The 19,799-nt window shown below is 70.6% G+C and carries 17 protein-coding genes and 1 tRNA gene; 12 read left to right on the plus strand and 6 right to left on the minus strand.

Annotation, left to right across the window (positions count from 1 at the left end; genetic code table 11):
- Nucleotides 1-8: 8 nt before the first annotated feature.
- The 3 genes from NUV94_00600 to NUV94_00610 all read left to right on the plus strand — a co-directional run bounded on the left by NUV94_00600 (nucleotide 9) and on the right by NUV94_00610 (nucleotide 3,681).
- Entirely contained in the window at nucleotides 9-983 is a 975-nt protein-coding gene (locus tag NUV94_00600; GenBank protein ID MCR4391295.1) for a ribonuclease H-like domain-containing protein, read from the plus strand.
- A 172-nt stretch (nucleotides 984-1,155) separates the two neighbouring features.
- Entirely contained in the window at nucleotides 1,156-3,186 is a 2,031-nt protein-coding gene (locus NUV94_00605) for a DEAD/DEAH box helicase (protein MCR4391296.1), read from the plus strand.
- Between the two features lie 273 nt (nucleotides 3,187-3,459).
- On the plus strand, nucleotides 3,460-3,681 hold the full coding sequence (locus NUV94_00610; protein ID MCR4391297.1) for a hypothetical protein: 222 nt from the start codon (nucleotides 3,460-3,462) through the stop codon (nucleotides 3,679-3,681).
- Here NUV94_00610 and NUV94_00615 read toward each other — a convergent pair.
- Nucleotides 3,678-4,427: a DUF4384 domain-containing protein gene (locus tag NUV94_00615; GenBank protein MCR4391298.1), complete on the minus strand. Its 750-nt coding sequence runs from the start codon at nucleotides 4,425-4,427 to the stop codon at nucleotides 3,678-3,680. The genes NUV94_00610 and NUV94_00615 overlap by 4 nt on opposite strands.
- 98 nt (nucleotides 4,428-4,525) lie before the next feature.
- Between NUV94_00615 and NUV94_00620 the strand changes: the two genes are divergently transcribed.
- The 7 genes from NUV94_00620 to NUV94_00650 all read left to right on the plus strand — a co-directional run bounded on the left by NUV94_00620 (nucleotide 4,526) and on the right by NUV94_00650 (nucleotide 11,581).
- Complete coding sequence (locus NUV94_00620) at nucleotides 4,526-6,382, plus strand: DegV family EDD domain-containing protein (GenBank protein ID MCR4391299.1); 1,857 nt, start codon at nucleotides 4,526-4,528, stop codon at nucleotides 6,380-6,382.
- Nucleotides 6,379-7,017 (plus strand): glycerol-3-phosphate 1-O-acyltransferase PlsY, encoded by a 639-nt coding sequence (gene plsY / locus NUV94_00625; GenBank protein ID MCR4391300.1) that lies wholly within the window; start codon nucleotides 6,379-6,381, stop codon nucleotides 7,015-7,017. Before NUV94_00620 ends, plsY begins: the two co-directional genes overlap by 4 nt.
- Before the next feature lie 145 nt (nucleotides 7,018-7,162).
- Entirely contained in the window at nucleotides 7,163-8,089 is a 927-nt protein-coding gene (locus NUV94_00630; protein ID MCR4391301.1) for a hypothetical protein, read from the plus strand.
- Nucleotides 8,090-8,128: 39 nt separating this feature from the next.
- The gene (gene upp / locus NUV94_00635) at nucleotides 8,129-8,752 is read left to right on the plus strand and encodes a uracil phosphoribosyltransferase (GenBank protein MCR4391302.1); all 624 of its coding nucleotides are present in this window, start codon (nucleotides 8,129-8,131) and stop codon (nucleotides 8,750-8,752) included.
- Between the two features lie 18 nt (nucleotides 8,753-8,770).
- Entirely contained in the window at nucleotides 8,771-9,508 is a 738-nt protein-coding gene (locus NUV94_00640; GenBank protein MCR4391303.1) for an SDR family oxidoreductase, read from the plus strand.
- A 1-nt stretch (nucleotide 9,509) separates the two neighbouring features.
- Complete coding sequence (locus NUV94_00645) at nucleotides 9,510-10,313, plus strand: sugar phosphate isomerase/epimerase (protein MCR4391304.1); 804 nt, start codon at nucleotides 9,510-9,512, stop codon at nucleotides 10,311-10,313.
- A complete protein-coding gene (locus tag NUV94_00650) occupies nucleotides 10,310-11,581 on the plus strand; it encodes an MFS transporter (GenBank protein MCR4391305.1) in 1,272 nt (423 codons plus the stop codon). The genes NUV94_00645 and NUV94_00650 overlap by 4 nt, the downstream gene beginning before the upstream one ends.
- 130 nt (nucleotides 11,582-11,711) lie before the next feature.
- Here NUV94_00650 and rpmF read toward each other — a convergent pair whose 3' ends face one another.
- The 5 genes from rpmF to tkt all read right to left on the minus strand — a co-directional run bounded on the left by rpmF (nucleotide 11,712) and on the right by tkt (nucleotide 15,122).
- Complete coding sequence (gene rpmF / locus NUV94_00655) at nucleotides 11,712-11,900, minus strand: 50S ribosomal protein L32 (protein ID MCR4391306.1); 189 nt, start codon at nucleotides 11,898-11,900, stop codon at nucleotides 11,712-11,714.
- 21 nt (nucleotides 11,901-11,921) lie between these two features.
- Nucleotides 11,922-12,371 (minus strand): D-aminoacyl-tRNA deacylase, encoded by a 450-nt coding sequence (dtd, locus tag NUV94_00660; protein ID MCR4391307.1) that lies wholly within the window; start codon nucleotides 12,369-12,371, stop codon nucleotides 11,922-11,924.
- A 5-nt stretch (nucleotides 12,372-12,376) separates the two neighbouring features.
- Nucleotides 12,377-12,901: a ribonuclease HI family protein gene (locus NUV94_00665; protein MCR4391308.1), complete on the minus strand. Its 525-nt coding sequence runs from the start codon at nucleotides 12,899-12,901 to the stop codon at nucleotides 12,377-12,379.
- Between the two features lie 59 nt (nucleotides 12,902-12,960).
- Nucleotides 12,961-13,032, minus strand: a tRNA-Ile gene (locus NUV94_00670).
- Nucleotides 13,023-15,122, minus strand: a complete 2,100-nt coding sequence (gene tkt / locus NUV94_00675; protein ID MCR4391309.1) for a transketolase — start codon at nucleotides 15,120-15,122, stop codon at nucleotides 13,023-13,025. The genes NUV94_00670 and tkt overlap by 10 nt, the downstream gene beginning before the upstream one ends.
- Nucleotides 15,123-15,207: 85 nt before the next feature.
- On the opposite strand from tkt, the gene purB reads away from it, so the two are divergent.
- Both purB and ileS read left to right on the plus strand, forming a co-directional pair.
- The gene (gene purB, locus NUV94_00680) at nucleotides 15,208-16,545 is read left to right on the plus strand and encodes an adenylosuccinate lyase (protein ID MCR4391310.1); all 1,338 of its coding nucleotides are present in this window, start codon (nucleotides 15,208-15,210) and stop codon (nucleotides 16,543-16,545) included.
- A gap of 136 nt (nucleotides 16,546-16,681) precedes the next feature.
- Nucleotides 16,682-19,798 (plus strand): isoleucine--tRNA ligase, encoded by a 3,117-nt coding sequence (gene ileS, locus NUV94_00685; GenBank protein ID MCR4391311.1) that lies wholly within the window; start codon nucleotides 16,682-16,684, stop codon nucleotides 19,796-19,798.
- The last annotated feature ends 1 nt before the right edge of the window (nucleotide 19,799 follow it).

Raw genomic sequence — 19,799 nt, forward strand, 5'->3', positions numbered from 1 at the left:
CGAGTGCCGTGGACGATACGCGGTTTCTGGACAAGCTTGCCCAGTCGTTCGGCGGGCCAGGCCAGCTCCCCGGGGCCCTCCCGGCCGCGGCCTCCGGCCCGGACCTCGGCCCGGCCGAGGAGCTGGTCACCCCGTTCGGCCCGTGCCTGCGGTTGGTCTCGGGCCACGCGGTGCACCTTGCGTTCCCCGCGCCCGCCCTGGCCGAAGGAGCGGTGGCCCAGGCACTGAGCCTCCTCTATGGGGTGGGCCCGGTGCGGGAGGAGGGCCTCCGCGCTTCCGGCGTGCGCACCCTTGCCGATCTCGCCCATCATCCCCGGCACGGGGCGGAGGCACGGCGGTGGCTGGCGGCCCTGGCCGGACGGGATCTCCCCACCCTGTATCGGGGCATCTGCCGGTGGTACTCCGCGTCCCACACGCTCCTCCTCTACCTCCTCGCCCTGGCCAGCCCGCAAGAACTCGTGTTCCTCGACCTCGAGTCCCTAGGCCTTTCTGGCCTCCCCACGTTCCTCGCCGGGGTGGGCCGCCTGGACGGCAAGGGCCTCCGCGTCCACCAGTACCTGGCCCGGTCGCTTGGCGAGGAGCCGGCCATCCTGTGGGCGCTCCTCACCGAGCTCCCCGCCCGGCCGTTCGTCGTCTCCTATAACGGCAAGGCTCACGATTGGAACCACCTCCAGGCGCGGCTTGCCTACCACGGCCTCACCCCCCTGCCGGAGGCGGCGCACCTCGATCTCCTGTTCTTCGCCCGCCGGCGGTGGGGCCGGGACCTCGCGGACTGTTCGCTCGCCCAGGTGGAGCGGGCCGTGCTCGGGCTCTCGCGCGCGGTGGACGTGCCCAGCGCGTACGTGCCCGCGTGTTATCAGGCGTACCTGCGCACCGGATCGGTCGCTCCCCTCGTCCCGGTGGTCGCCCACAACCGCGAGGACGTGACCACGTTGGCCCGCCTGCTCGCGGTGCTCCTCGCGGAGGTGGCCGAAGGTGCCTGACCTCCTCTCTCAGCTGGAACGGGAGCCTTGGTACCGAGGGCAGGTGATCCAGGTGGAGGAGGTCCCGCCCCGGCCGGGCGTCTACGCCGACCCTCCGCCAGCCCTTCCCTCTTCGGCGCGGGCCTGGCTTGAGGATCAGGGGATTCGGCTCTTCGCCCACCAGGCCCAGGCCATGGCCCACCTCCTCGCCGGACGGGACGTGGTCCTGGCCACCGGGCCTTCGTCCGGAAAGACCCTGGCCATGGCCCTCCCGGTGGTGGCGGCGCTCGCCCAGGACCCCACGGCCACCGCCCTCCTCCTCTGCCCGATGAAGGCCCTGGCCCAGGACCAGCTCGGGAAGTGGACCGCGCTCGCCCGGGCGCTCGGGGTGGCAGGGGCGGTGGGGGTGTACGACGGGGACACCCCGGCCCACCGCCGGCCGCGGCTCAGGAGCGAGGGGCGGATCCTCCTCACCAACCCCTATGCCCTCCATCAGTACCTGGAATGGCACCACCGCTGGGCCCCGTTCCTGCGCGGGGTGCGGTTCGTGGTCGTGGACGAGGGTCACTGGTACCGGGGCGTGTTCGGGTCCGGGGTCGCCCTCCTCCTCAGGCGCCTGGAGCGGGTGCTCGGCCGCTACGGCGCGACCTGGACATACGCCCTGGCCTCGGCCACGGCCGGCGATCCCCGCCTCCTCGGGGAGAGGCTCCTCGGCCGGCCGGTAGCGGTGGTGGACGCGGACGGCTCGCCTCAAGGGAGGCGCACGTGGTGGTTCTGGGAGCCGGACCGCGATCTCCAGCTGTCCCCATTTCAACAGGCGGTGCGGCTCGCCGCGTTCCTGGCGCGGGAAGGCCAGCAGACGCTGGCGTTCCTGCCCTCCCGCCGGATGGCCGAGGCCCTGGCCCAAGCGGTGCGGAAGACATGGCCAGGGCAGGCCGTGGCCGCGTACCGCGCCGGCTACCGCCCGGAGGAGCGGCGGGCGCTGGAGGGGGGCCTGCGCGACGGGACGCTGCGCCTGGTGGCTTCCACCTGTGCCCTGGAGCTGGGGGTGGACGTGGGCGGGCTGGACGCGGTGGTGCTCGTGGGCTACCCGGGGTCGGTGGCCTCGGCCCGCCAAGAGGGCGGGCGGGCGGGCCGGGCCGGCCGCGATGCCCTGGTGGTGTACATGCCCCAGGACGATCCCCTCGACCGCTACTTCCTCCATCACCCGCGGGAGCTCGTGGACGGGGTGGCGGAGGCGCCGGTGCTCAACCCCGGCCATCGGGAGCTCGCCGTCCGCCATCTCCTGTGCGCCGCCGCCGAGCTCCCCTTGCGCCGTGAGGACCTGCCGCGCTTGGGCGCCACCGCTGAGGATGTGGCCGCCCTCGAGCAGGCTGGGCTCCTCGCCGCTACCCCGAGCGGTTGGTCGTACGCGGGCCGGGTCCGGCCGGCCGAGGCGGTGTCCCTGAACGCCCTCACCGCCCGCCAGGTGCAGCTCGTGGTGAACGGGAAAGTCCTGGAGACGTGGGACGAGCTCCGGGCGCGGCGGGAGGCGTTCCCCGGGGCGGTGGTTGCCCACCAAGGGGAGCTGTTCCGGGTACGGGCGCTGGACCTCGACCGCGGGGTGGCCGAGGCCGAGCCGTCTCCCGACGAGCTCACCACCAAGGCCCTCGCCGTGGAGGAGGCGCGGATCCTCGCCCCCATTGCGCTCGCGCGGGATGTGGCGTTCGGCCGGATCCACGTCCGGGAGACGATCTCCGCGTACAAGGTGCTCGACCGGGGCCGGGTGGTGGACGTGCGGCCGCTCGATCTTTCGCCGGTGGAGTTCGAATCGGAGGGGGTATGGCTGATCCTTGACTCCGCCGCCGTCCCTGCTGCGGCCCTCCCTGGCGGGCTGCACGGGGCGGAGCACGCCCTGGTGGCGCTGGTCCCGCTTCTCGCCCGGTGCGAGCCCGGGGACGTGGGCGGGGTCGCCTCACCGCTCCACCCGGACACCGGGCGGCCCACGGTGCTCGTCTACGACGCGTTCCCCGGGGGGATCGGGATCGCCTCCATCCTGTACGCGCGGGCCCAGGAGTGGATCGGGCGCACCGCCGCCCACCTCACCGCCTGTCCGTGCCGGGACGGCTGCCCGCGGTGTGTGCTCTCCCCGCGGTGCGGGACCGGGAACCAGCCCATGGATAAGGCCGCCGCCCTCCATCTCCTGGGCCATTGGTTGCGGAAAGGGCATGGCACTCTGGGTTAGGCGCGGCCGGAGCCGGTGGGAAGAGGTGCGTTCCCTCGCGCCCTATCTCCCGCCCCAATACCTGCACATTGCCCCGGGCCGTCCCTCCGGCCCGGGGTGGCGCCTGTCGTGGACCGTGGGGCCGGAGTACGGAGCCGACGCGTTCCCCGAGCTCCTCGACGCGCTGCTTGCGGTGTCCCGGACCCTCCCCGGCGAACCGGGGTTGGCCCGGGAGGAGCCCACCGGCGAGCTCGTCCCCACCGAGGCCATCGCCCCGTTCCACCCTGCCGCGTTGTGGGGCTTGGGTGCGTCCTGTGCCGCGTGCTGCGCGACCCGGCCCGCTGGCTCCTCACCCTTCACGTGGCCCGCCCCGGCCCGGGGAAGATCGTGGCCGCGGCCGTGGAACGGTACATGGGGGGGTGGTGGCCGGTGCTCCACGCGCTACGACGGGCCTGCTCGGGGGGAGAGGGTGGGGAGGGGCCGATGGCCCCCCGTGGGCAGTGGGGCTCCCGCTAGTCGCAGTTCCCGAAACAGATGTTGACCTTGATTTGCCACCGCCCGTCCGGGCCGAGGTACCAGCAAATGCCGGTCCCGCTCGGACAGCCGCCGATGAAGAAGTGCCAGGTCCCACCCGGATCACAGAACCAGCTGGCCCCGGGCGGGGCGGGCGTGACCCCGAAGCACGGGGGACACGGCCCGATCCCGAAGCACGGCGGGCACGGCCAGAACTCATAGCCCGGGCTGGGCAGGATCTGAACGGTCGTCCAAGCGGTAACGCAACACCCACAGCCCGGCTCGGGCACGAGCCCCAGGACCCGGGCCCGGCCAGCATCGACGTCCGGGCCGAGGAGGGGATAGGGCTCGGCGGACGTGCCGGGCGAGAAAGCAAGCGGGTTGGTACAGGCCACGATCTGCAACGTCTCCATCCCACCAGGCGGGGTAACCTCAAGCTGGTAGGTCGGCCGGTCCGGCAGGGTGTGGATCCCAGCGGGCACGTACGGATTCGGCGACCAGAAGTTGGGGAAGAGCTGGCGCACCCGCCCCGACGGCTCGATGTCGAAGATGTACACGTAGGCCGGCTGGGACACGTAGAAGAAGATCCTTGCCTCCTCACCGATGGTGTACTGCGGCCGCTCAGTCCAGATGGACACGGAAAAGCCCGGGATGGGCGCCGGCACGATCCCCAGCGGGGATACGCCGGACTGAGCCATCCCCAGGACCGCACCGAGGACGAGCGATACCAGGACGAGCCATTTACGCATCGGTTATCACCTCCACCGGATATACACCGCGGCCGGGGCCCGGGTTCACCTCGGTTCGGCTGGCAAGCCCATTGGGCCACGGCTATCATCCTTTGGCCATGGCAATCACGCGTCCGGTAGGGATTGCCCACCTCACCGGGGAACGCCTGCGGCAGGCTGTGGCCGCCGGAGCGCAGAAGGTCATCGCCTCCGCCGACCAATTGGATGAGATCAACGTGTTCCCGGTGGCCGACTTCGACACCGGGAAGAACTTGGCCGCCACGATGTGGGCCATCCTCCAGGAACTGCGCGGGGCCCGGCGCCAGCCGGTGGCCGAGGTCTCCCAAACTGTCGCCCAGGCCGCGCTGCACGGGGCGCGGGGGAATTCCGGGGTCATCGTGGCCCAGTTCTTCCAGGGGCTGGCCGAGGGGTTAGCTGGGAAGCTGCGGGTGGACGTGCCCGCCTTTGCCCACGCCGTGCGCCGGGCCGCGGAACGGTCGTGGGAGGCGTTGGCAACCCCGAAGGAGGGGACGATCCTGTCCGTGATCTCCGCGTTCGCCGCCCGGGTGGAAGAGCTGGCCCGGGGGATGGCCGACTTCGTGCCCCTGGTCAAGGAAGGGTTCACGGCGGCGGAGGCGGCCCTGGAACGGACCCGCGGGGCCCTTCCCGCCCTGCGCGCGGCCGGGGTGGTGGACGCGGGGGCGCTGGGGTTCGTGCGGTTCCTGCAGGGGATCCTCCACTACATCGCCACCGGGCACACGGAGGAGGTCGGCCGGGCCGGGGTCACCCCTACCCCGGAGAAGGCCCAAGTCAAGTACGACCCGGCGGGGGTCGCCTTCCGCTACTGCACCGAGTGCACCGTGCGCGGGGTGGTCCTGCCCCAGGTCGCGGTCAAGGAGGCGCTCTCCACCCTGGGCGACTCGGTGGTGGTGGCCGGGTCCGCAACCTTCCTCCACCTTCATGTGCACACCAACACCCCGGCCCGGGTCGTGGAGGTGGCCCGCGGCTTCGGCGAGGTGGCCGAGGAAAAGGTGGACGACATGTGGGCCCAACACGCCGAGGCCGCCGGGGAGGCGGTCAAGGGGGAACTGGTCGTGGTGGTGGACACGTCCTGCGATCTCCCGGAGTTCCTCATGACCCGGTACCGGATCCCCATCGTCCCCTTGCGGGTGCGGGTGGCAGGCCAGGAGTTCAAGGACCGGATCGAGCTCACCGTCCAGGGGTTCTACGAGCGGATGAAGGAGGGCGCGGACACGGGCACCTCGCAACCGCCGCCCGGGGACTTCCTGGACATGTTCCGCCACCTCGGCCAGCGCTACGCAGGGGTGCTGGCGGTGCTGTTGGCGAAGGGCCTCTCCGGGACGTGGAGCGTGGCCGCCCAGGCCGCGGGGGAGCTGGCGCGGGAGGGGATCCGGGTCGAGGTGGTGGACTCGGGGACCCTGTCCGGGGGGCTGGCCCTGGTGACGTGGGCCACGGCCAAGGGGGTCCAAGCCGGCCTCGGGCTCGCTGCGGCGGGGGCACTGGCTCGGGAGTGCTCGGAGCGGGTCCGGTTCTGGGCGGCGCTCCCAGACCTGCGGCCGCTGGCCCGTTCCGGGCGGGTGCCGTGGGCGGCGGGGTGGCTGACCGGCCGGGCCCGCCTGGGGCTGGTGGTAGCGGTCACCGGTGGCAACATCCACCCGGTGGCCCCGGCCTTGGGCACGGGAGGACTGGTGGGGCGGCTGGCCGCCCTCGCCGGCAAGGCCGTGGCGGACATGGAGCGCCCAGCGGTGATCATCCCCCATGCGGTGGCCATCGGCGCCGCCGAGGCCCTCGCCGGCCGGATCGGCGAGGTCTGCCGTTCCCCGGGGCTTGAGGTGCACCTGGTGGACGCCTCCCCGGCGCTCGGCGTCCACGCCGGCCTCGGCGCGTTCGGGGTCGGGGTGCTGGACATGGGCTGGGTGGACCGGCGGATCGCGGAGCTTGGAGGCCACCCATGACCGCGGTGCCCTTCCTCATGGTGGCGGCGCTTGGCTACCTCATCGGGGGCGTCCCCACCGCGTACCTCGCCGGCCGCCTGCGCGGGGTGGATATCCGCGAGCATGGCTCCGGCAACGTGGGCGGGACAAACGCGGTGCGCGTCCTGGGATGGAAGCTCGGCCTCCCGGTGATGGTCGTGGACGTGGTCAAGGGGTACCTCGCGGGAGCCTGGCTCCCCCGCCTCCCCCTGCCCGGGACGCCCGACCCGGTGTACCTCGCGCTCGCGGCCGGGCTGGCTGCGGTGCTCGGGCACGTGTTCTCCCCGTACCTCCGGTTCCGCGGGGGCAAGGGGGTCGCGACGGGGGCGGGGGTGCTCCTGGCGCTCACCCCGATCCCGGTGGCCATCTGCGCCGCTCTCTTCCTCCTCCTGGCCTTGGGATCGGGAATGGTGTCCGTGGGCTCCCTCGGGGCCGCGGCCGCGCTCCCGCTCACCGTGTTCCTCCTCGGGCGCTACGCCGGGGCCGCGGTCCCACCGGCGATCCAGTGGCTCACGGTAGGGTTGGCCCTGTTCGTGGTCTTCACCCACCGCACCAACATCCGCCGGCTCCTCGCCGGCCGCGAGAACCGGTTCCGTCGGCCGTGGGAGCCGCGGTGACGGCACTGGACTCGGAGGACGAACACGGTGGCCATACCAAGCGCATCCGCTCGTTTTGTCCCCCGCCTGCCCGGGCGCTAGAATGGCGCGCCGGGGTTGTCCGGCTTGCGGATGCAGCGCTTACGGGTATTGCCACGCTGACCGGTTGTTCGTGGTGGGCTCTTCGGTGGGGGATGGGGTGAAGGTCTCCGAGAAGCGGATCGCCGAGTGGTGGGAAGCCCCGGGCATCGACGGCCGGGAGGCATTCGACGAGGAGATCCTCTACTTGAACAGCCTCATCGACGAGATCAAGCTCCCTCGATGGGCAATCCTGGTGCGGGACCTGATGCCGCGCTGGGGGTTTGAGCCCTGTTCCCACCGGTTTCTCGACGGCCTGGAGCAGGTCATGGCCATGATCGGCACGGCCCGGGTGTGCTCCCGGTTCGGCGGGTGCGGCGATATCCCGTTGAGCGTCCATGAGCAGCTGGAGGGGATCGGGAGCGCCCTCGTCCGCTGGGCACGGGCGGAGGGGAACGGCCGGATGGCCAGCGCGGTAGGAGGCTGGCTCGGCCCCCATACCCCGGAGCACGCCGAGGCCGCCCAGGCGATGGGGGAGGCGGCGTTGGCGGTGGGCCATGGCCGAGCGGCGTTGGACGAGGTCCTGGAGCGCTGGGCAGAGCGGGCCCGATCCCCCATGACCCGGGCCTTGGTAGACGGGGACGACGCCCCGCTGGCGGTGCTCCTGCGCCACGCCTGCTGTTTCAACGTGTTGGCGAACCTGGAACGCCTCGCCCAGGGGATCGGCCGGGGCGAGGTGGTACCGGTTCACGTGTGCCTGGACGCCCTGCGCCATGCCCCTGAGCTCGACCCGACCCGCCTTGCCCTCCTCCGGGGGATCGCCGACGCCCTGGCCCACTGGCTCCAGGAGCTCCCGCCCCACGGCGGGTTCGAGGTCCGGGTCTACACGTTCCTTGGACCCCGGGACGAGGTCCGGCGCTGGCTCGTGGCTTCCCTGTACAAAACGCTCAAGCTGTGGCAGGTCCACCTGGATCGCCTGTTGGGCGAGAAGCACAGCTACCTCTCCCTCATCTAAGGTTGCGCCGGGGCCGGCGCTGGTTACCCTTCGGAACGTATGGGTACGTTCGTTCTCGTGCAGCACCCGTTGATCCAGGCCAAACTGACCAAGCTGCGGGACCGGCATACGGATCGGCTGCAGTTCAGGCTCATCCTCGAGGAACTTACCTCGCTCATGGTGTACGAGATCACCCGCGACTTCCCGGTGCGGGAGGTGGAGGTGACGACCCCGCTGGAGGAGACGCGCGGGGTGGAGCTGGCCCAGCCGGTGGTGCTGGTGCCCATCCTGCGGGCCGGGATCGTGATGCTGGACGGGGTATTGTCCCTGATCCCGAGCGCCCGCGTCGGGCACATCGGGCTTTACCGCGATCCGTGCACCCTCCAGCCGGTGGAGTACTTCGTGAAGCTGCCCCCGAACCTGGCCGATGCCCTGGTGATCGTGGTGGACCCGATGCTGGCCACCGGGGGGTCGGCGGCGCACGCCGTGAAGTTGGTCAAGGACCGGGGGGCGAAGGACGTGCGGTTCCTGTGCCTGGTGGCCGCGCCGGAGGGGCTGCGGGCGATGCGAGAGGCCCATCCCGACGTCCCCATCTACGCCGCGGCGCTCGATCGTCAGCTTGACGAACACGGGTACATCCGCCCTGGGTTGGGAGACGCTGGGGACCGACTGTTCGGGACCTGAACGAATCAGGGGGATAAGGTGAAGCGTTGCGCGCTTGTGACCGGGGGTTCACGGGGCATCGGCGCGGCCACGGTGGCGAAGCTGGCAGCGATGGGGTACGACGTGGCCCTGACCTACCGCACCCAGCGCACCGAGGCCGAGAAAGTGGCGGCGGCGGCGCAGCGGTTGGGGCCGCGGGCGGTGGTCCTGCAGGCGGACCTCGCCGACCTCGAGCGGGCCCGGGCTGTGGTCCACGAGGCGGCGGAGGCCCTGGGCGAGCTCCACGTGCTCGTGAACAACGCGGGCTACGTGCAGCGGGTGCCCTGGGATGAGCTCTCGATCGAGGACTGGGACAGGATGCTGCGCGTGGGGTTAAGCGCCGCGTTCGTGTGCGCCCGGGCGGCCGTGCCGTACATGAACGAGGCCGGGTTCGGGCGCATCGTCAACGTGTCCTCGCTCCGCGCCCTCACCGGGGCTGCCCACGGCGTGCACTACGCCGCGGCCAAGGCAGGGCTCCTCGGCCTCACCAAGTCCCTGGCGCTGGCGTTGGCTCCGCTCGGGATCACGGTGAACGCGGTTTGTCCGGGGTTCGTGGCCACCGAGATCAATCGGGAGGCCCTCGCCACGCGGGGGGAGGAGATCCGGGCCCAGATCCCCCTGCGGCGGCCGGCCGAACCGGAGGAGATCGCGGCGGTGATCGCCTTCCTGTGCTCGGACGAGGCAGGCTACATCACTGGGGAGACGGTATCCGTCAACGGCGGAATCCGCATGGACTGACATGGACCGCAAGCGCCTTGCTCTCTCCACCTTCCTTCTCCCCGGGATGGACCTCTGGCGGTGGCTCGCCCTGGCCTCCGACCTCGGCCTGGGCGGGGTGGAGCTGCGCGCCGACCCCGGCATGGCCCACGCCGACGACCTTGGGCCTGTGGACCGACGGCGCCTGCGGGAGGCGGCCCGCGATGCCGGCCTGTGGCTCACCGTCCACATGCCCATCTACGGGGTCAACCTGGTGAGCCCGATCCGATCCCTCGCCGCCGCCTCCCTCGCCGAGGCCGTGGCCACGGTGGATCTGGCAGCCGACCTCGGGGCAGGCCTGGTGGTGGTCCACCCCGGCGGGATCCCCGAGGATTACGCCGCCCTGGATGGGGAGTACGAGCGGGCGTGGCGAAGGTTCATGTTTGCCCTGGCCCTCCTCGTCCCCCACGCCGGTCGCCGCGGGGTGCGGATGGCCCTGGAAAACAAGCAGCAGGGCCGGGATCGGGACCTCATCCTCACCCCGGAGGAGCATGTGCGGGCGCTCGCACCGTTCCCGGAGCTCGGGGCGTGCCTGGATTTCGGGCACCTCCACACCGTGGGCGGGGATCCCCGGGCGTTCGTCGCCGCCCTCGGGAACCGCCTGATCCACGTCCACCTTCACGACAACCACGGCCAGGGGGACGAGCACCTGCCCCTGGGACATGGCGACGCCCCCTACGCGGAGGCCCTGACTGCGCTCTCCGACCATGGGTATACGGGATGCGCCGTCCTGGAGATCCCGGACCAGGCCGGGCTCCGGGAGAGCGCGGCGGTGATCGGGGCATGAAGGCGCCGAAGTGGTACTGGGCGTTCCTCGTGGTCAACGCCGCCATGGGGGCGGCGTCGCCGCTTCTGCCGCTCTATGCGTACCACCTTGGGGGCACCGCCGCCGACGTGGGGGCGATGTCCGCGGCGGCAAGCATGGTGAACGTGATCGGCAGCCTCCTCTGGGGGCGGCTGGCCGACGTCACCGCCCGCCGTCGGCTGTTCGTGCTCCTGAGCTTCGCCGGGTTGTCCTTGGCCTACCTCGCCCTGCCGTTCCTCCTGCGGGTGCCCCAGCTCATCCTCCTCAACGCTGGGGTCTCCCTGGTGTGGACAGCCAGCGCCACCGTGTCCGTCCTCATCCTCCTTGGGAACTTCCCCCGGGCGGACTGGGAGCGGGAGATCGGACGGTTCAACGTGTACTCCGGGGTGGGGTGGACGTTGGGATTGGCCATCGGCGCGGCGTGGACGTCGGTGTTGGTGCGGCTGGTGGGGGAGGGGTGGGGGCTCCGCTCGCTGGGGCTGGTGGTGGCCGTGCTCGCCGCTGCGGCGGCGGCGATGGCCGCCCGGGAGCTCCGGGAGCCGTCGCAGCGGGTGGAGGCCCGTTCGCTCCGGCACTTGGTGGTGGCGGTGGGGAATTTCCTGTACGAGCGGTTCCGCTATGGGCCCACCCATCTCCAGGACGTCCTCCGGCCAAGCCAGCTCCTGCGGTTCCTACAAGGCCGGACCGCGTTCGGGCCGGAGCTCGTGTTGTGCTACTACGGGGCCTTGCTCGCGTTCGTGGGGTTCGCCACGGCGTTCGTCCCGTTCCCCATCTTCGTACGACAGGCTCTCGGGTGGCCGAGCGAGCTCGTGTTCGCCCTGTACGTGGCCCACCATGGGGTGAGCGTGCTCGCGTTCGGGTTGGCGCGGCGGGCCGTGACCAAATGGGGTCACCGCCCGGCGGCGGCGCTGGCGCTGCTCGGACGGACCGGGATCTTCATCGGGTTCGCCGTGGTCGGGGGAACGACGGCGAAGTGGATGTTGCCCATCCTGTTTGGGTTGGCCGGGACGACGTGGTCGTTCTTCCAGCTCGCGGCCACGGCCCTGGTGTCGCGGCTGTCCCCACAAGGGCTTCAAGGGCAGGGGCTGGGCCTGTACAACGCGATCGCCGGGCTGGGGAACGTGCTAGGGGCCTTAGCCGGCGGGTATCTCGCCGAGTTCATCGGGTTCCCGGCCACGTTCCTGTGCGGGGCGGTGCTGGTGTTCCTGACCATGCCCATCCTCCTTGTGGAGGGGCGGCCCGTGTCTTGACGAGCCTCACCCTAGCACCGCGGGGAGCTCACAAGGGCTGCGCCCTCAGCGGGTTGGGCGGTGAACAACCTGGCTCCGGCGGGGATTGCTGGGAACTCGGGTCGCGGCGAACGCCCTCGGTCCCGGAGGGTTACCCCTTCTCCTTGACGGCCACCACCGACATCCCGTTGTAGTAGCCGCAGTGAGGGCAAACCCGATGGGGAAGCCGAAACTCACGGCACTGCGGGCACTCCACCCCGGGCACCATGTGCGCCCGCCAGTGGGTGCGGCGAAGCCTCACTTCCCGATGAGAGCGGCGTGACTTCGGAACTGCTGCCATGAGGACCTCCTTCTCGGCCACCTATTGTGCCGGGGAACGCGCCAAGATCAAGGTCACCGGCCCGTCGTTGACCAGCCCCACCTCCATCTTCGCCCCGAACACGCCGGTCTGAACGGGAATCCCCTGCTCACGCAGCAGGGCCACGAACCGGTTGTACAGGGCCGCGGCCTCCGGCCCCGGGGCCGCCTGGTCGAAGCTTGGGCGAAGGCCGTGGGTCACGTCCCCGTACAGGGTGAACTGGGACACGCACAAGACCTCGCCCCTCACGTCAAGGAGCGAGCGGTTCATGCGGCCGGCGTCGTCAGGGAACACGCGGAGCCGCGGGATCTTCCCGGCCCAGAACCGGGCTTCCTCCTCGCCGTCCCCTTTGGCGAGTCCCACCAAGAGGAGGAGGCCATGGCCGATGCGGGCCACTTCCCGCCCGTCCACGCGGACGAACGCCTCCTTGACCCGCTGGAGGACGATGCGCATCGGGGCTACATCCCTGGGGCATGCAGGCTGCGCAGGTACGCGAGGACCTTGTGGAGATCGTCCAGGGGGAGGTCCTGGAGGTAGGCCTCGATATCCCGGAAAAGCTGGTTTCGCTCCCGTTCCAGGCGGTTCCGCTCCCGGAACGCAGCCTCCGCCAAGCGGTGGGCGGCGTGGTTGACATCTCGTTCCACGAAGTTGACCCGCCACCGGGGCAGCTGGGCGAGGAGGTCCAAGGCCACCTGGTTCAGGTATTGAAGGTTCGGTTCCCGCACCTGGTAGAAGCCGTTGACCTGGTTGGCCACGAGCTGGTTGTCGGTGAGGAACACGGCCTCGTCCGGGGCAAGGCGGATGGCGAGGCGGATCCCCTCGATGAGGGCCTTGTACTCGGCGGCGTTGTTGGTGGTGCGACCGATGAGTTTGGACACCTGCTCGAGGACGTGGCCACGGTCGTCGGTGATGAGGACCCCGATCGAGGACTCACCCGGGTTGCCTCGGGAGCTCCCGTCCACGTTCACGAAGATCTTTTTCATCTCCGAACATCCCCCATAGGGGTCCCCGCGCAACCGTCAGATTGCGCGGGGTGAAGCTATGGGCCCGGCAGGGTTTGAACCTGCGACCAACCGGTTATGAGCCGGCTGCTCTACCCCTGAGCTACGGACCCACGGTGGATGTTAGTCCCTTCTGTCCGGGCCGACAACTCGGCGAGAGGACGCGCCTGGCCGCGGCCACCACCGCGCGAGCGGTGATGCCGAACTTCTCCATCACCACTGGCCCTGGGGCGCTCGCTCCGAAGCGCGAAAGCCCCACCACCTCTCCATCCAGGCCCACGTAGTGCTCCCAGCCGAGCTTCATCCCGGCCTCCACCGCCACCCGTGCCCGCACCCCGGGCGGGAGCACGGCATCCCGGTACCCCTGAGGCTGTCGGTCAAAGAGCTCCCAGCTTGGGAGGGCCACCACCCGGACCCGGATCCCGTCGGCGGCGAGTTCCTCCCCAGCGGCGAGGGCCAGGTGGACCTCGGACCCGGTGGCGATGAGGATCAGATCCGGGACCTCCGGACCCGATTCCCACAGCACGTACCCCCCCCGGTGGAGCCCGTCCGCCCCCGTATACCGGTTGCGGTCGAGCACCGGCAGGTCCTGGCGGGTGAGGATGAGGGCGGTGGGGCCATCATCGCGGCGCAGGGCCGCCTTCCACGCCTCCACGGTCTCGGTCGCGTCTGCGGGACGGATCACGACGAGGTTGGGGACAGAGCGCAGGTTCATGAGCTGCTCGATCGGCTGATGGGTAGGGCCGTCCTCGCCGAGCCCAATCGAGTCGTGGGTGAACACGAACACGGCCGGGGCGTGCATGAGGCTGGCGAGCCGGATCGGGGGGCGCATGTAGTCGGAGAACACGAGGAACGTCCCGGTGAACGGGCGGATCCCGCCGTGGCGGACAAGCCCTACGGCGATGGCGCCCATGGCGTGCTCGCGCACGCCGAAGTGCAGGTTGCGCCCGGCGTAGTTCCACCCGCCCCCCACCGCACCCTGGACCTCGCCGGGGCCGTCCGGGGCCTGGAAGTCCCCGTGTCCCTTGAGCCAGGTCAGGGTGGACGGGTTGAGATCGGCCGAACCGCCGATGAGCTCAGGCACCCGTGATCCCAACGCCTGGAGGACGACCTCGGAGGCCTTGCGCGTGGATGGGCCCTTGGGCCCGGGGGGGAACGTGGGGAGATCCTCGTCCCACCCCGGCGGGAGCTCCCCCCGCATCCGGCGCTCGAACTCGGCGGCCAGGTCCGGGTGCTCCGCGGCATAGCCACGGAATAGCTCTCGCCAAGTCCCCTCCCACCGCTCGCCTCGGGCCACCGCCTCGCGGAAGTGGGCGCGCACGTCCTCTGGGATGAAGAACGGCGGCTCCTCCGGCCACCCCAAGGCCCGTTTGGCCGCGCGCAGCTCCTCCTCCCCGAGGGGAGCGCCGTGGGCGTGGAACGTGCCCTGCTTCGTGGGGGCGCCGTAGCCGAGCACGGTGCGCACGCAGATCAAGGAGGGGGAGACCGTCTCCGCCTTGGCCGCGGCGATCGCCCGGTCGATGGCGTCGAGGTCGTTGCCATCGGCGACCTCCAGCACGTGCCACCCGCAGGCCTCGAACCTGAGGCGCACGTCCTCGGTGAACGCAAGCGCGCAAGACCCGGCGAGGGAAATCCCGTTTTGGTCGTAGAGGACGATCAATTTCCCCAAGGAGAGGTGTCCGGCGAGGGCACAGGCCTCGGCGGCCACCCCTTCCATCAAGTCGCCGTCGCTGGCGAGGACGTAGGTGAAATGGTCGACGACCGGGTAGCCGGGGCGGTTGAACGTGGCCGCGAGGTGGGCCTCGGCGATGGCCATCCCCACCGCCATCGCCAGCCCCTGCCCGAGAGGGCCGGTGGTGACCTCCACCCCCGGGGTAAGGTCCGCCTCGGGATGCCCCGGGGTCTTGCTCCCCCACCTCCGGAAACGCTGGATCTCCGCAAGCGAAAGGCCGTAGCCGGTGAGGTGGAGGAGAGCATAGAGGAGGGCCGACCCGTGCCCGGCGGAGAGGACGAACCGGTCCCGGTCCGGCCACGTGGGGTTGCGCGGGTTGTGCTTGAGGTGGCCTGTCCACAGGACGTAGGCCATCGGGGCCGCCCCCAGGGGGAGCCCCGGGTGCCCGGACTTGGCGTGCTCGATGGCGTCCGCAGCCAGGAACCGGACCGTGTTCACCGCCCGCTCGGCATGCGCTTTCTCTACGGTCATGATCCCCCTTTCAGCGCTCGGGATTATAGCGACGACGGCCGGCCACCGGTGGCGAAGAGGCTGGCAACAAAGGGGGAAAAGATCTATGCTCAATCCCGTGATGTTCGCCCGGTATGCGCTTCCGCCGATGAAGGACCTGTGGACCATGGACGCCCAGTACCAGGGGTGGCTTTCCGTGGAGCTCGCCGCCCTGGGGGCGCTGGAGGAACTGGGCCATGTCCCGTCGGGGGTCACGCAGGCGGTGCGGGCCAAAGCCGAGATCGACCTCGATCGGATCCGTGCCCTGGAACAGGAGGTGGGCCACGACCTCGTGGCCTTCCTGTGGGCCCTCGAGGAAGAGGTCGGACCGGAGGCGAGGTGGCTCCACTTCGGCCTGACCTCGTCTGACGTCAAGGACACCGCCCTCGCCCTGACCTTGGTCCAGGCGTTGGACCTCGTGATCGGGAAGGCTTCCCGACTTGGGGAGGCCCTGGGGGAGCTGGCCCAGCGGTATCAGGAGGCCCCAATCCTCGGCCGGACCCACGGCCAGTGGGCGGAGCCCACCACGTTCGGGCTCAAGGTCCTTGCCTGGCACGACGAGGTCGGGCGCGTCGAGGACCGCCTCCGCCGGGCGCGGGAAGGGATCGCAGTGGGCAAGCTCTCGGGGGCGGTGGGGACCTACGCGTACTTCCCGCCGGAGGCCGAGGAGCGGGCCCTGACAAGCTTGGGCCTTCGGCCGTGCCCGGTGGCCACCCAGGTCATTTCCCGGGACCGCCACGCCGAGGTCCTGTTCGCGCTCGCCTCCGCGGCCTCGCTCGTGGAGAAGATCGCCCTCGAGGTGCGCCACCTCTCCCGGTCGGAGGTGGGGGAAGTGGAGGAGGGCCGGCCGGAGGGCTCTTCGGCCATGCCCCACAAGCGGAATCCCATCCTGTCCGAGCGTTTGAGCGGCCTTGCCCGCCTGGTGCGGGCCGCCCTCGGCCCGGCCTTGGAGGACAACGCCCTGTGGCACGAGCGGGACATGTCCCACTCCTCGGTGGAGCGGGTGCTCTTCCCCCAGTGCTTCACCCTCGTGGACTACATGCTCGACCGTGCGGAGGGCCTCATGCGGGGGCTCAAGGTGTTCCCGGACCGGATGCTGGCCCGCGTGGCGGAGGCCCGGGGGCTTCCGTTTTCCGAGGGGCTGCTCCTTGCCCTGGTGCGGAAGGGGATGGCCCGGCGGGAGGCCCACAAGCTCGTGGCCCGCCTTTCCGCCCGGGCCGAACGGGAAAGCCGGGACCTCGGGGAGGTGGCCCGCGAGGATCCGGAGGTGCGGGCCCGGCTCAGCCGAGAGGAGCTGGACGCCGTGTTCGACCTGCGGAGGGCGCTGCGTCATGTGGATGTCCCGTTTGGCCGGGTGCTCGGCGAGGAGGCCGGGTATAATGCGCCCGGAGGCCGCGATGCCTGATCCGAGACGAGTCCGCCGCACCATCCTGCCCCGCCAGGGGCAGGAATAAACATACTCCAACGTCTTTCCCGGTGTTCAACAAAGAAGCAGCAGTCCACTCTTGTCCTGTGTTTTGGGATGGTTGAAGGAGGAATGGGTGGGGTTCAACAAGCTTGAGGCGGATCCAGGGCGGCGTGAGCGGGCGGTGCTCGACTTCTGGGAGGAGCGGCGGATCTTCGCGCGGTCGCTTGAAGGGCGACGGGATGGGCCGCAGTTCGTGTTCTACGAGGGCCCGCCCACGGCCAACGGGCGCCCCCACTTCGGCCATCTCCTACCGCGCCTGTATAAGGACCTGTTCCCCCGGTACAAGACCATGCGCGGCTACCTCGTGGAACGGAAGGCGGGGTGGGACTGCCACGGCCTCCCGGTGGAGCTCGAGGTGGAAAAGGAACTGGGGATTGGCACCAAGGCCGAGATCGAACGGTACGGGATCGAGCGGTTCGTGGAGCGGTGCCGAGCCTCGGTGAACCGGTATATCGGCGATTGGGAGACCATGATCCGACGCATGGGCTTCTGGATCGACCTTGATCACCCGTACATCACTTACAAGGACGACTACATCGAGACCCTGTGGTGGGAGCTGAAAGCCATCCACGACCAAGGGCTCCTCTACCAGGGGTACAAGATCCTGCCGTACTGCCCGCGGTGTGGGACCTCGCTTTCCTCGCATGAGGTGGCCCAGGGCTACCGGCGGGTCGCTGACCCCTCCGTGTTCGTACGGATGCCCTTGATCGACGATCCTGAGGTTTCTCTCCTCGTGTGGACCACCACCCCTTGGACCCTGCCCGCCAACGTCGCCCTGGCCGTGGACCCGGACGCAGTCTACGCTGAGGTCGCTTGGCATGGGGAACGCCTGGTCCTCGCCCGCGCCCGCCTCGCCGCAGTGCTCGGAGACGAGACGAACGTGGTGCGGGAACTCCTCGGCCGGGATCTCGTGGGCCTCCGTTACGAGCCGCTCTACCCGCGGGCCCGCGGGGAAGGGGCGTACCGGGTGGTCGGGGCGTCGTTCGTGACCATGGACGAGGGGACGGGGATCGTCCACATCGCCCCCGCGTTCGGGGAGGAGGACTACGAGCTGGGGAAGGCGGAAGGGCTCCCGTTCCTCCAGCCGGTGGACCGGACCGGCCGGTTCACCGACCAGTTCCCGCTCGCCGCCGGGATGTTCGTCAAGGACGCCGACGCCCGTATCCTCCAGGATCTTAAGGGCCGCGGCCGCCTGTTCCGGGCGGAGACCTACGAGCACGACTACCCGTTCTGCTGGCGGTGCGAGGCCCCCCTCCTCTACTACGCCGTGGATTCCTGGTTCATCGCCACCACCCAGGCCAAGGACGCCATCCTCGCCGCGAGCGAGGGCGTGCACTGGCACCCGGAGCACGTGGGGGAGAGCCGGTTCGGCGACTTCCTGCGGTCGATGCGCGATTGGGCCCTGTCCCGTGACCGCTTCTGGGGAACCCCCCTGCCGGCGTGGACCTGCGCCCGCTGCGGCGCGGTCAAGATCATCGGCTCACGGGCCGAGCTGGTGGAGCACGCGGCCGACCCGGACCTCGCCCGGACGGTGGAGCTGCACCGCCCCTACGTGGACCGGGTGGAGCTCCGGTGCCCGTGCGGCGGGTCGATGCGGCGGGTGCCGTACGTCCTGGATACGTGGTTCGACTCGGGCAGCATGCACACCGCGCAGTGGCACTACCCGTTCGAGAACGAGGACCTGTTTTGGGCCTCGTATCCTGCGGACTTCATCAGCGAGGCCCTTGACCAGACCCGGGGCTGGTTCTACACGATGCTCGTGACCGGGGTTCTCCTCCATGGCAAGAGCCCCTACCGCCACGTGCTGGTCACCGGGATGGGCCTGGATGCGCGGGGCCAGAAGATGAGCAAGTCCCGGGGGAACGTGCTCGACCCCCTCCCCATCGCCGAGGAGCACGGGGCGGACGCGATCCGGTGGTACCTGACCTCGGAGTCGGCGCCGTGGACGGAGCGGAGGCTCGCCGAGGACGGGGTGCGGAAGAGCCGGTTCGGGTTCCTGGACACGGTGCGGAACTGCCACGACTTCTTCGCCCTCTACGCCGGGATCGACGGGTTCACCCCGGAGGTAGAGGATGTGCCGTGGGTGGAGAGGCCGGCCGTGGACCGCTGGCTCCGGTCGCGCCTTTCGGCGACCGTGGACGCGGTCACCGCCGCCCTGGAGGAGTACGATCCGCTGGAAGCGACCCGGGAGCTCGGCCGGTTCGTGGACGACCTCTCCAACTGGTACATCCGCGTGTCCCGGCCCCGGTTCTGGAGGGAGGGGCTCGCTCCGGACAAGCGGTGCGCGTATCATACCCTGTACGCGGCCCTCAAAACGCTCGCCTTGCTCCTCGCCCCGTTCACCCCGTTCCTCGCCGAGGCGATGTGGCAGTCCCTGCGCACGGACAGGGACCCGGAGTCGGTGCACCTCGCCGACTGGCCCGAGCCCGGCCCGCGGGAGGGCGCGCTCGAAGGGCAGATGGCCCGGGTGCGGGCCGTGGTCTCCCTCGGCCTTGGGGCGCGGCATCTGGCCAAGGTCAAGGTGCGCCAGCCGCTCCCGGCCCTGTTCGTGCTCGCCCGGGCCGGGGACGAGGCGATCCCCGAGGAGCTTTGGAACCTCGCCAGGTACGAGCTCAACGTGGTCAACCTGGAAGTGGTGGGAAACCTGGATGCGTTCTGGCGGCCGAAGCTGGCCCCGGACTTCCGCCGCCTGGGGCCGCGGCTGGGTCCCCTCGCGCCCAAGGTGGCGGCGGCGCTCGCCACCGGCGCCCGCGCCGTGGCCGACGCGCTCGCGGAGCGCGGCCACGCCGAGGTCACGGTGGATGGGCAGACGGTCACCGTAAGCCGGGAGGACGTGAAGCTGGAATGGGTGCCCAACGACGGGTTCGTGGTGTTCCAGGACCAGGACGGGGGGGTGGCCCTCGACCTGCGCCTGGACGAGGAGCTCAAGGCCGAAGGGGACCTGCGCGAGCTCGTCCATAAGCTCCAGCTCCTGCGAAAAGAGGCCGGGTTCGAGGTCACGGACCGGATTGAGGTCGGCTACCAGGGGGGCCTGGCTGCGATCTTCCTCCGGTTCCCGGAGCGGATCCGGGAGGAGGTGCTGGCGGTGTCCTTGAACGAAGGGGAGCTCGTCGGTGCCGACCACACGGCGGAGCTCGACGTCCACGGGCGCTGCGGCCGGGTGTGGCTGCGGCGGGTCCGCAGGGGGTAAG

It is taken from the genome of Candidatus Acetothermia bacterium (genome assembly GCA_024653305.1).
In the GTDB taxonomy this organism is placed as follows: Bacteria; Bipolaricaulota; Bipolaricaulia; order Bipolaricaulales; family Bipolaricaulaceae; genus JACIWI01.

What these genes read in the sequence shown, in the direction of transcription:
- tkt (MCR4391309.1), bottom strand. Translation starts at nt 15,122, where the DNA reads ATGACCGTAGAGAAAGCGCATGCCGAGCGGGCGGTGAACACGGTCCGG.
- upp (MCR4391302.1), top strand. Translation starts at nt 8,129, where the DNA reads ATGGGTACGTTCGTTCTCGTGCAGCACCCGTTGATCCAGGCCAAACTG.
- dtd (MCR4391307.1), bottom strand. Translation starts at nt 12,371, where the DNA reads ATGCGCATCGTCCTCCAGCGGGTCAAGGAGGCGTTCGTCCGCGTGGAC.
- NUV94_00620 (MCR4391299.1), top strand. Translation starts at nt 4,526, where the DNA reads ATGGCAATCACGCGTCCGGTAGGGATTGCCCACCTCACCGGGGAACGC.
- plsY (MCR4391300.1), top strand. Translation starts at nt 6,379, where the DNA reads ATGACCGCGGTGCCCTTCCTCATGGTGGCGGCGCTTGGCTACCTCATC.
- NUV94_00650 (MCR4391305.1), top strand. Translation starts at nt 10,310, where the DNA reads ATGAAGGCGCCGAAGTGGTACTGGGCGTTCCTCGTGGTCAACGCCGCC.
- NUV94_00665 (MCR4391308.1), bottom strand. Translation starts at nt 12,901, where the DNA reads ATGAAAAAGATCTTCGTGAACGTGGACGGGAGCTCCCGAGGCAACCCG.
- NUV94_00615 (MCR4391298.1), bottom strand. Translation starts at nt 4,427, where the DNA reads ATGCGTAAATGGCTCGTCCTGGTATCGCTCGTCCTCGGTGCGGTCCTG.
- rpmF (MCR4391306.1), bottom strand. Translation starts at nt 11,900, where the DNA reads ATGGCAGCAGTTCCGAAGTCACGCCGCTCTCATCGGGAAGTGAGGCTT.
- NUV94_00605 (MCR4391296.1), top strand. Translation starts at nt 1,156, where the DNA reads ATGGCCCACCTCCTCGCCGGACGGGACGTGGTCCTGGCCACCGGGCCT.
- purB (MCR4391310.1), top strand. Translation starts at nt 15,208, where the DNA reads ATGCTCAATCCCGTGATGTTCGCCCGGTATGCGCTTCCGCCGATGAAG.
- NUV94_00645 (MCR4391304.1), top strand. Translation starts at nt 9,510, where the DNA reads ATGGACCGCAAGCGCCTTGCTCTCTCCACCTTCCTTCTCCCCGGGATG.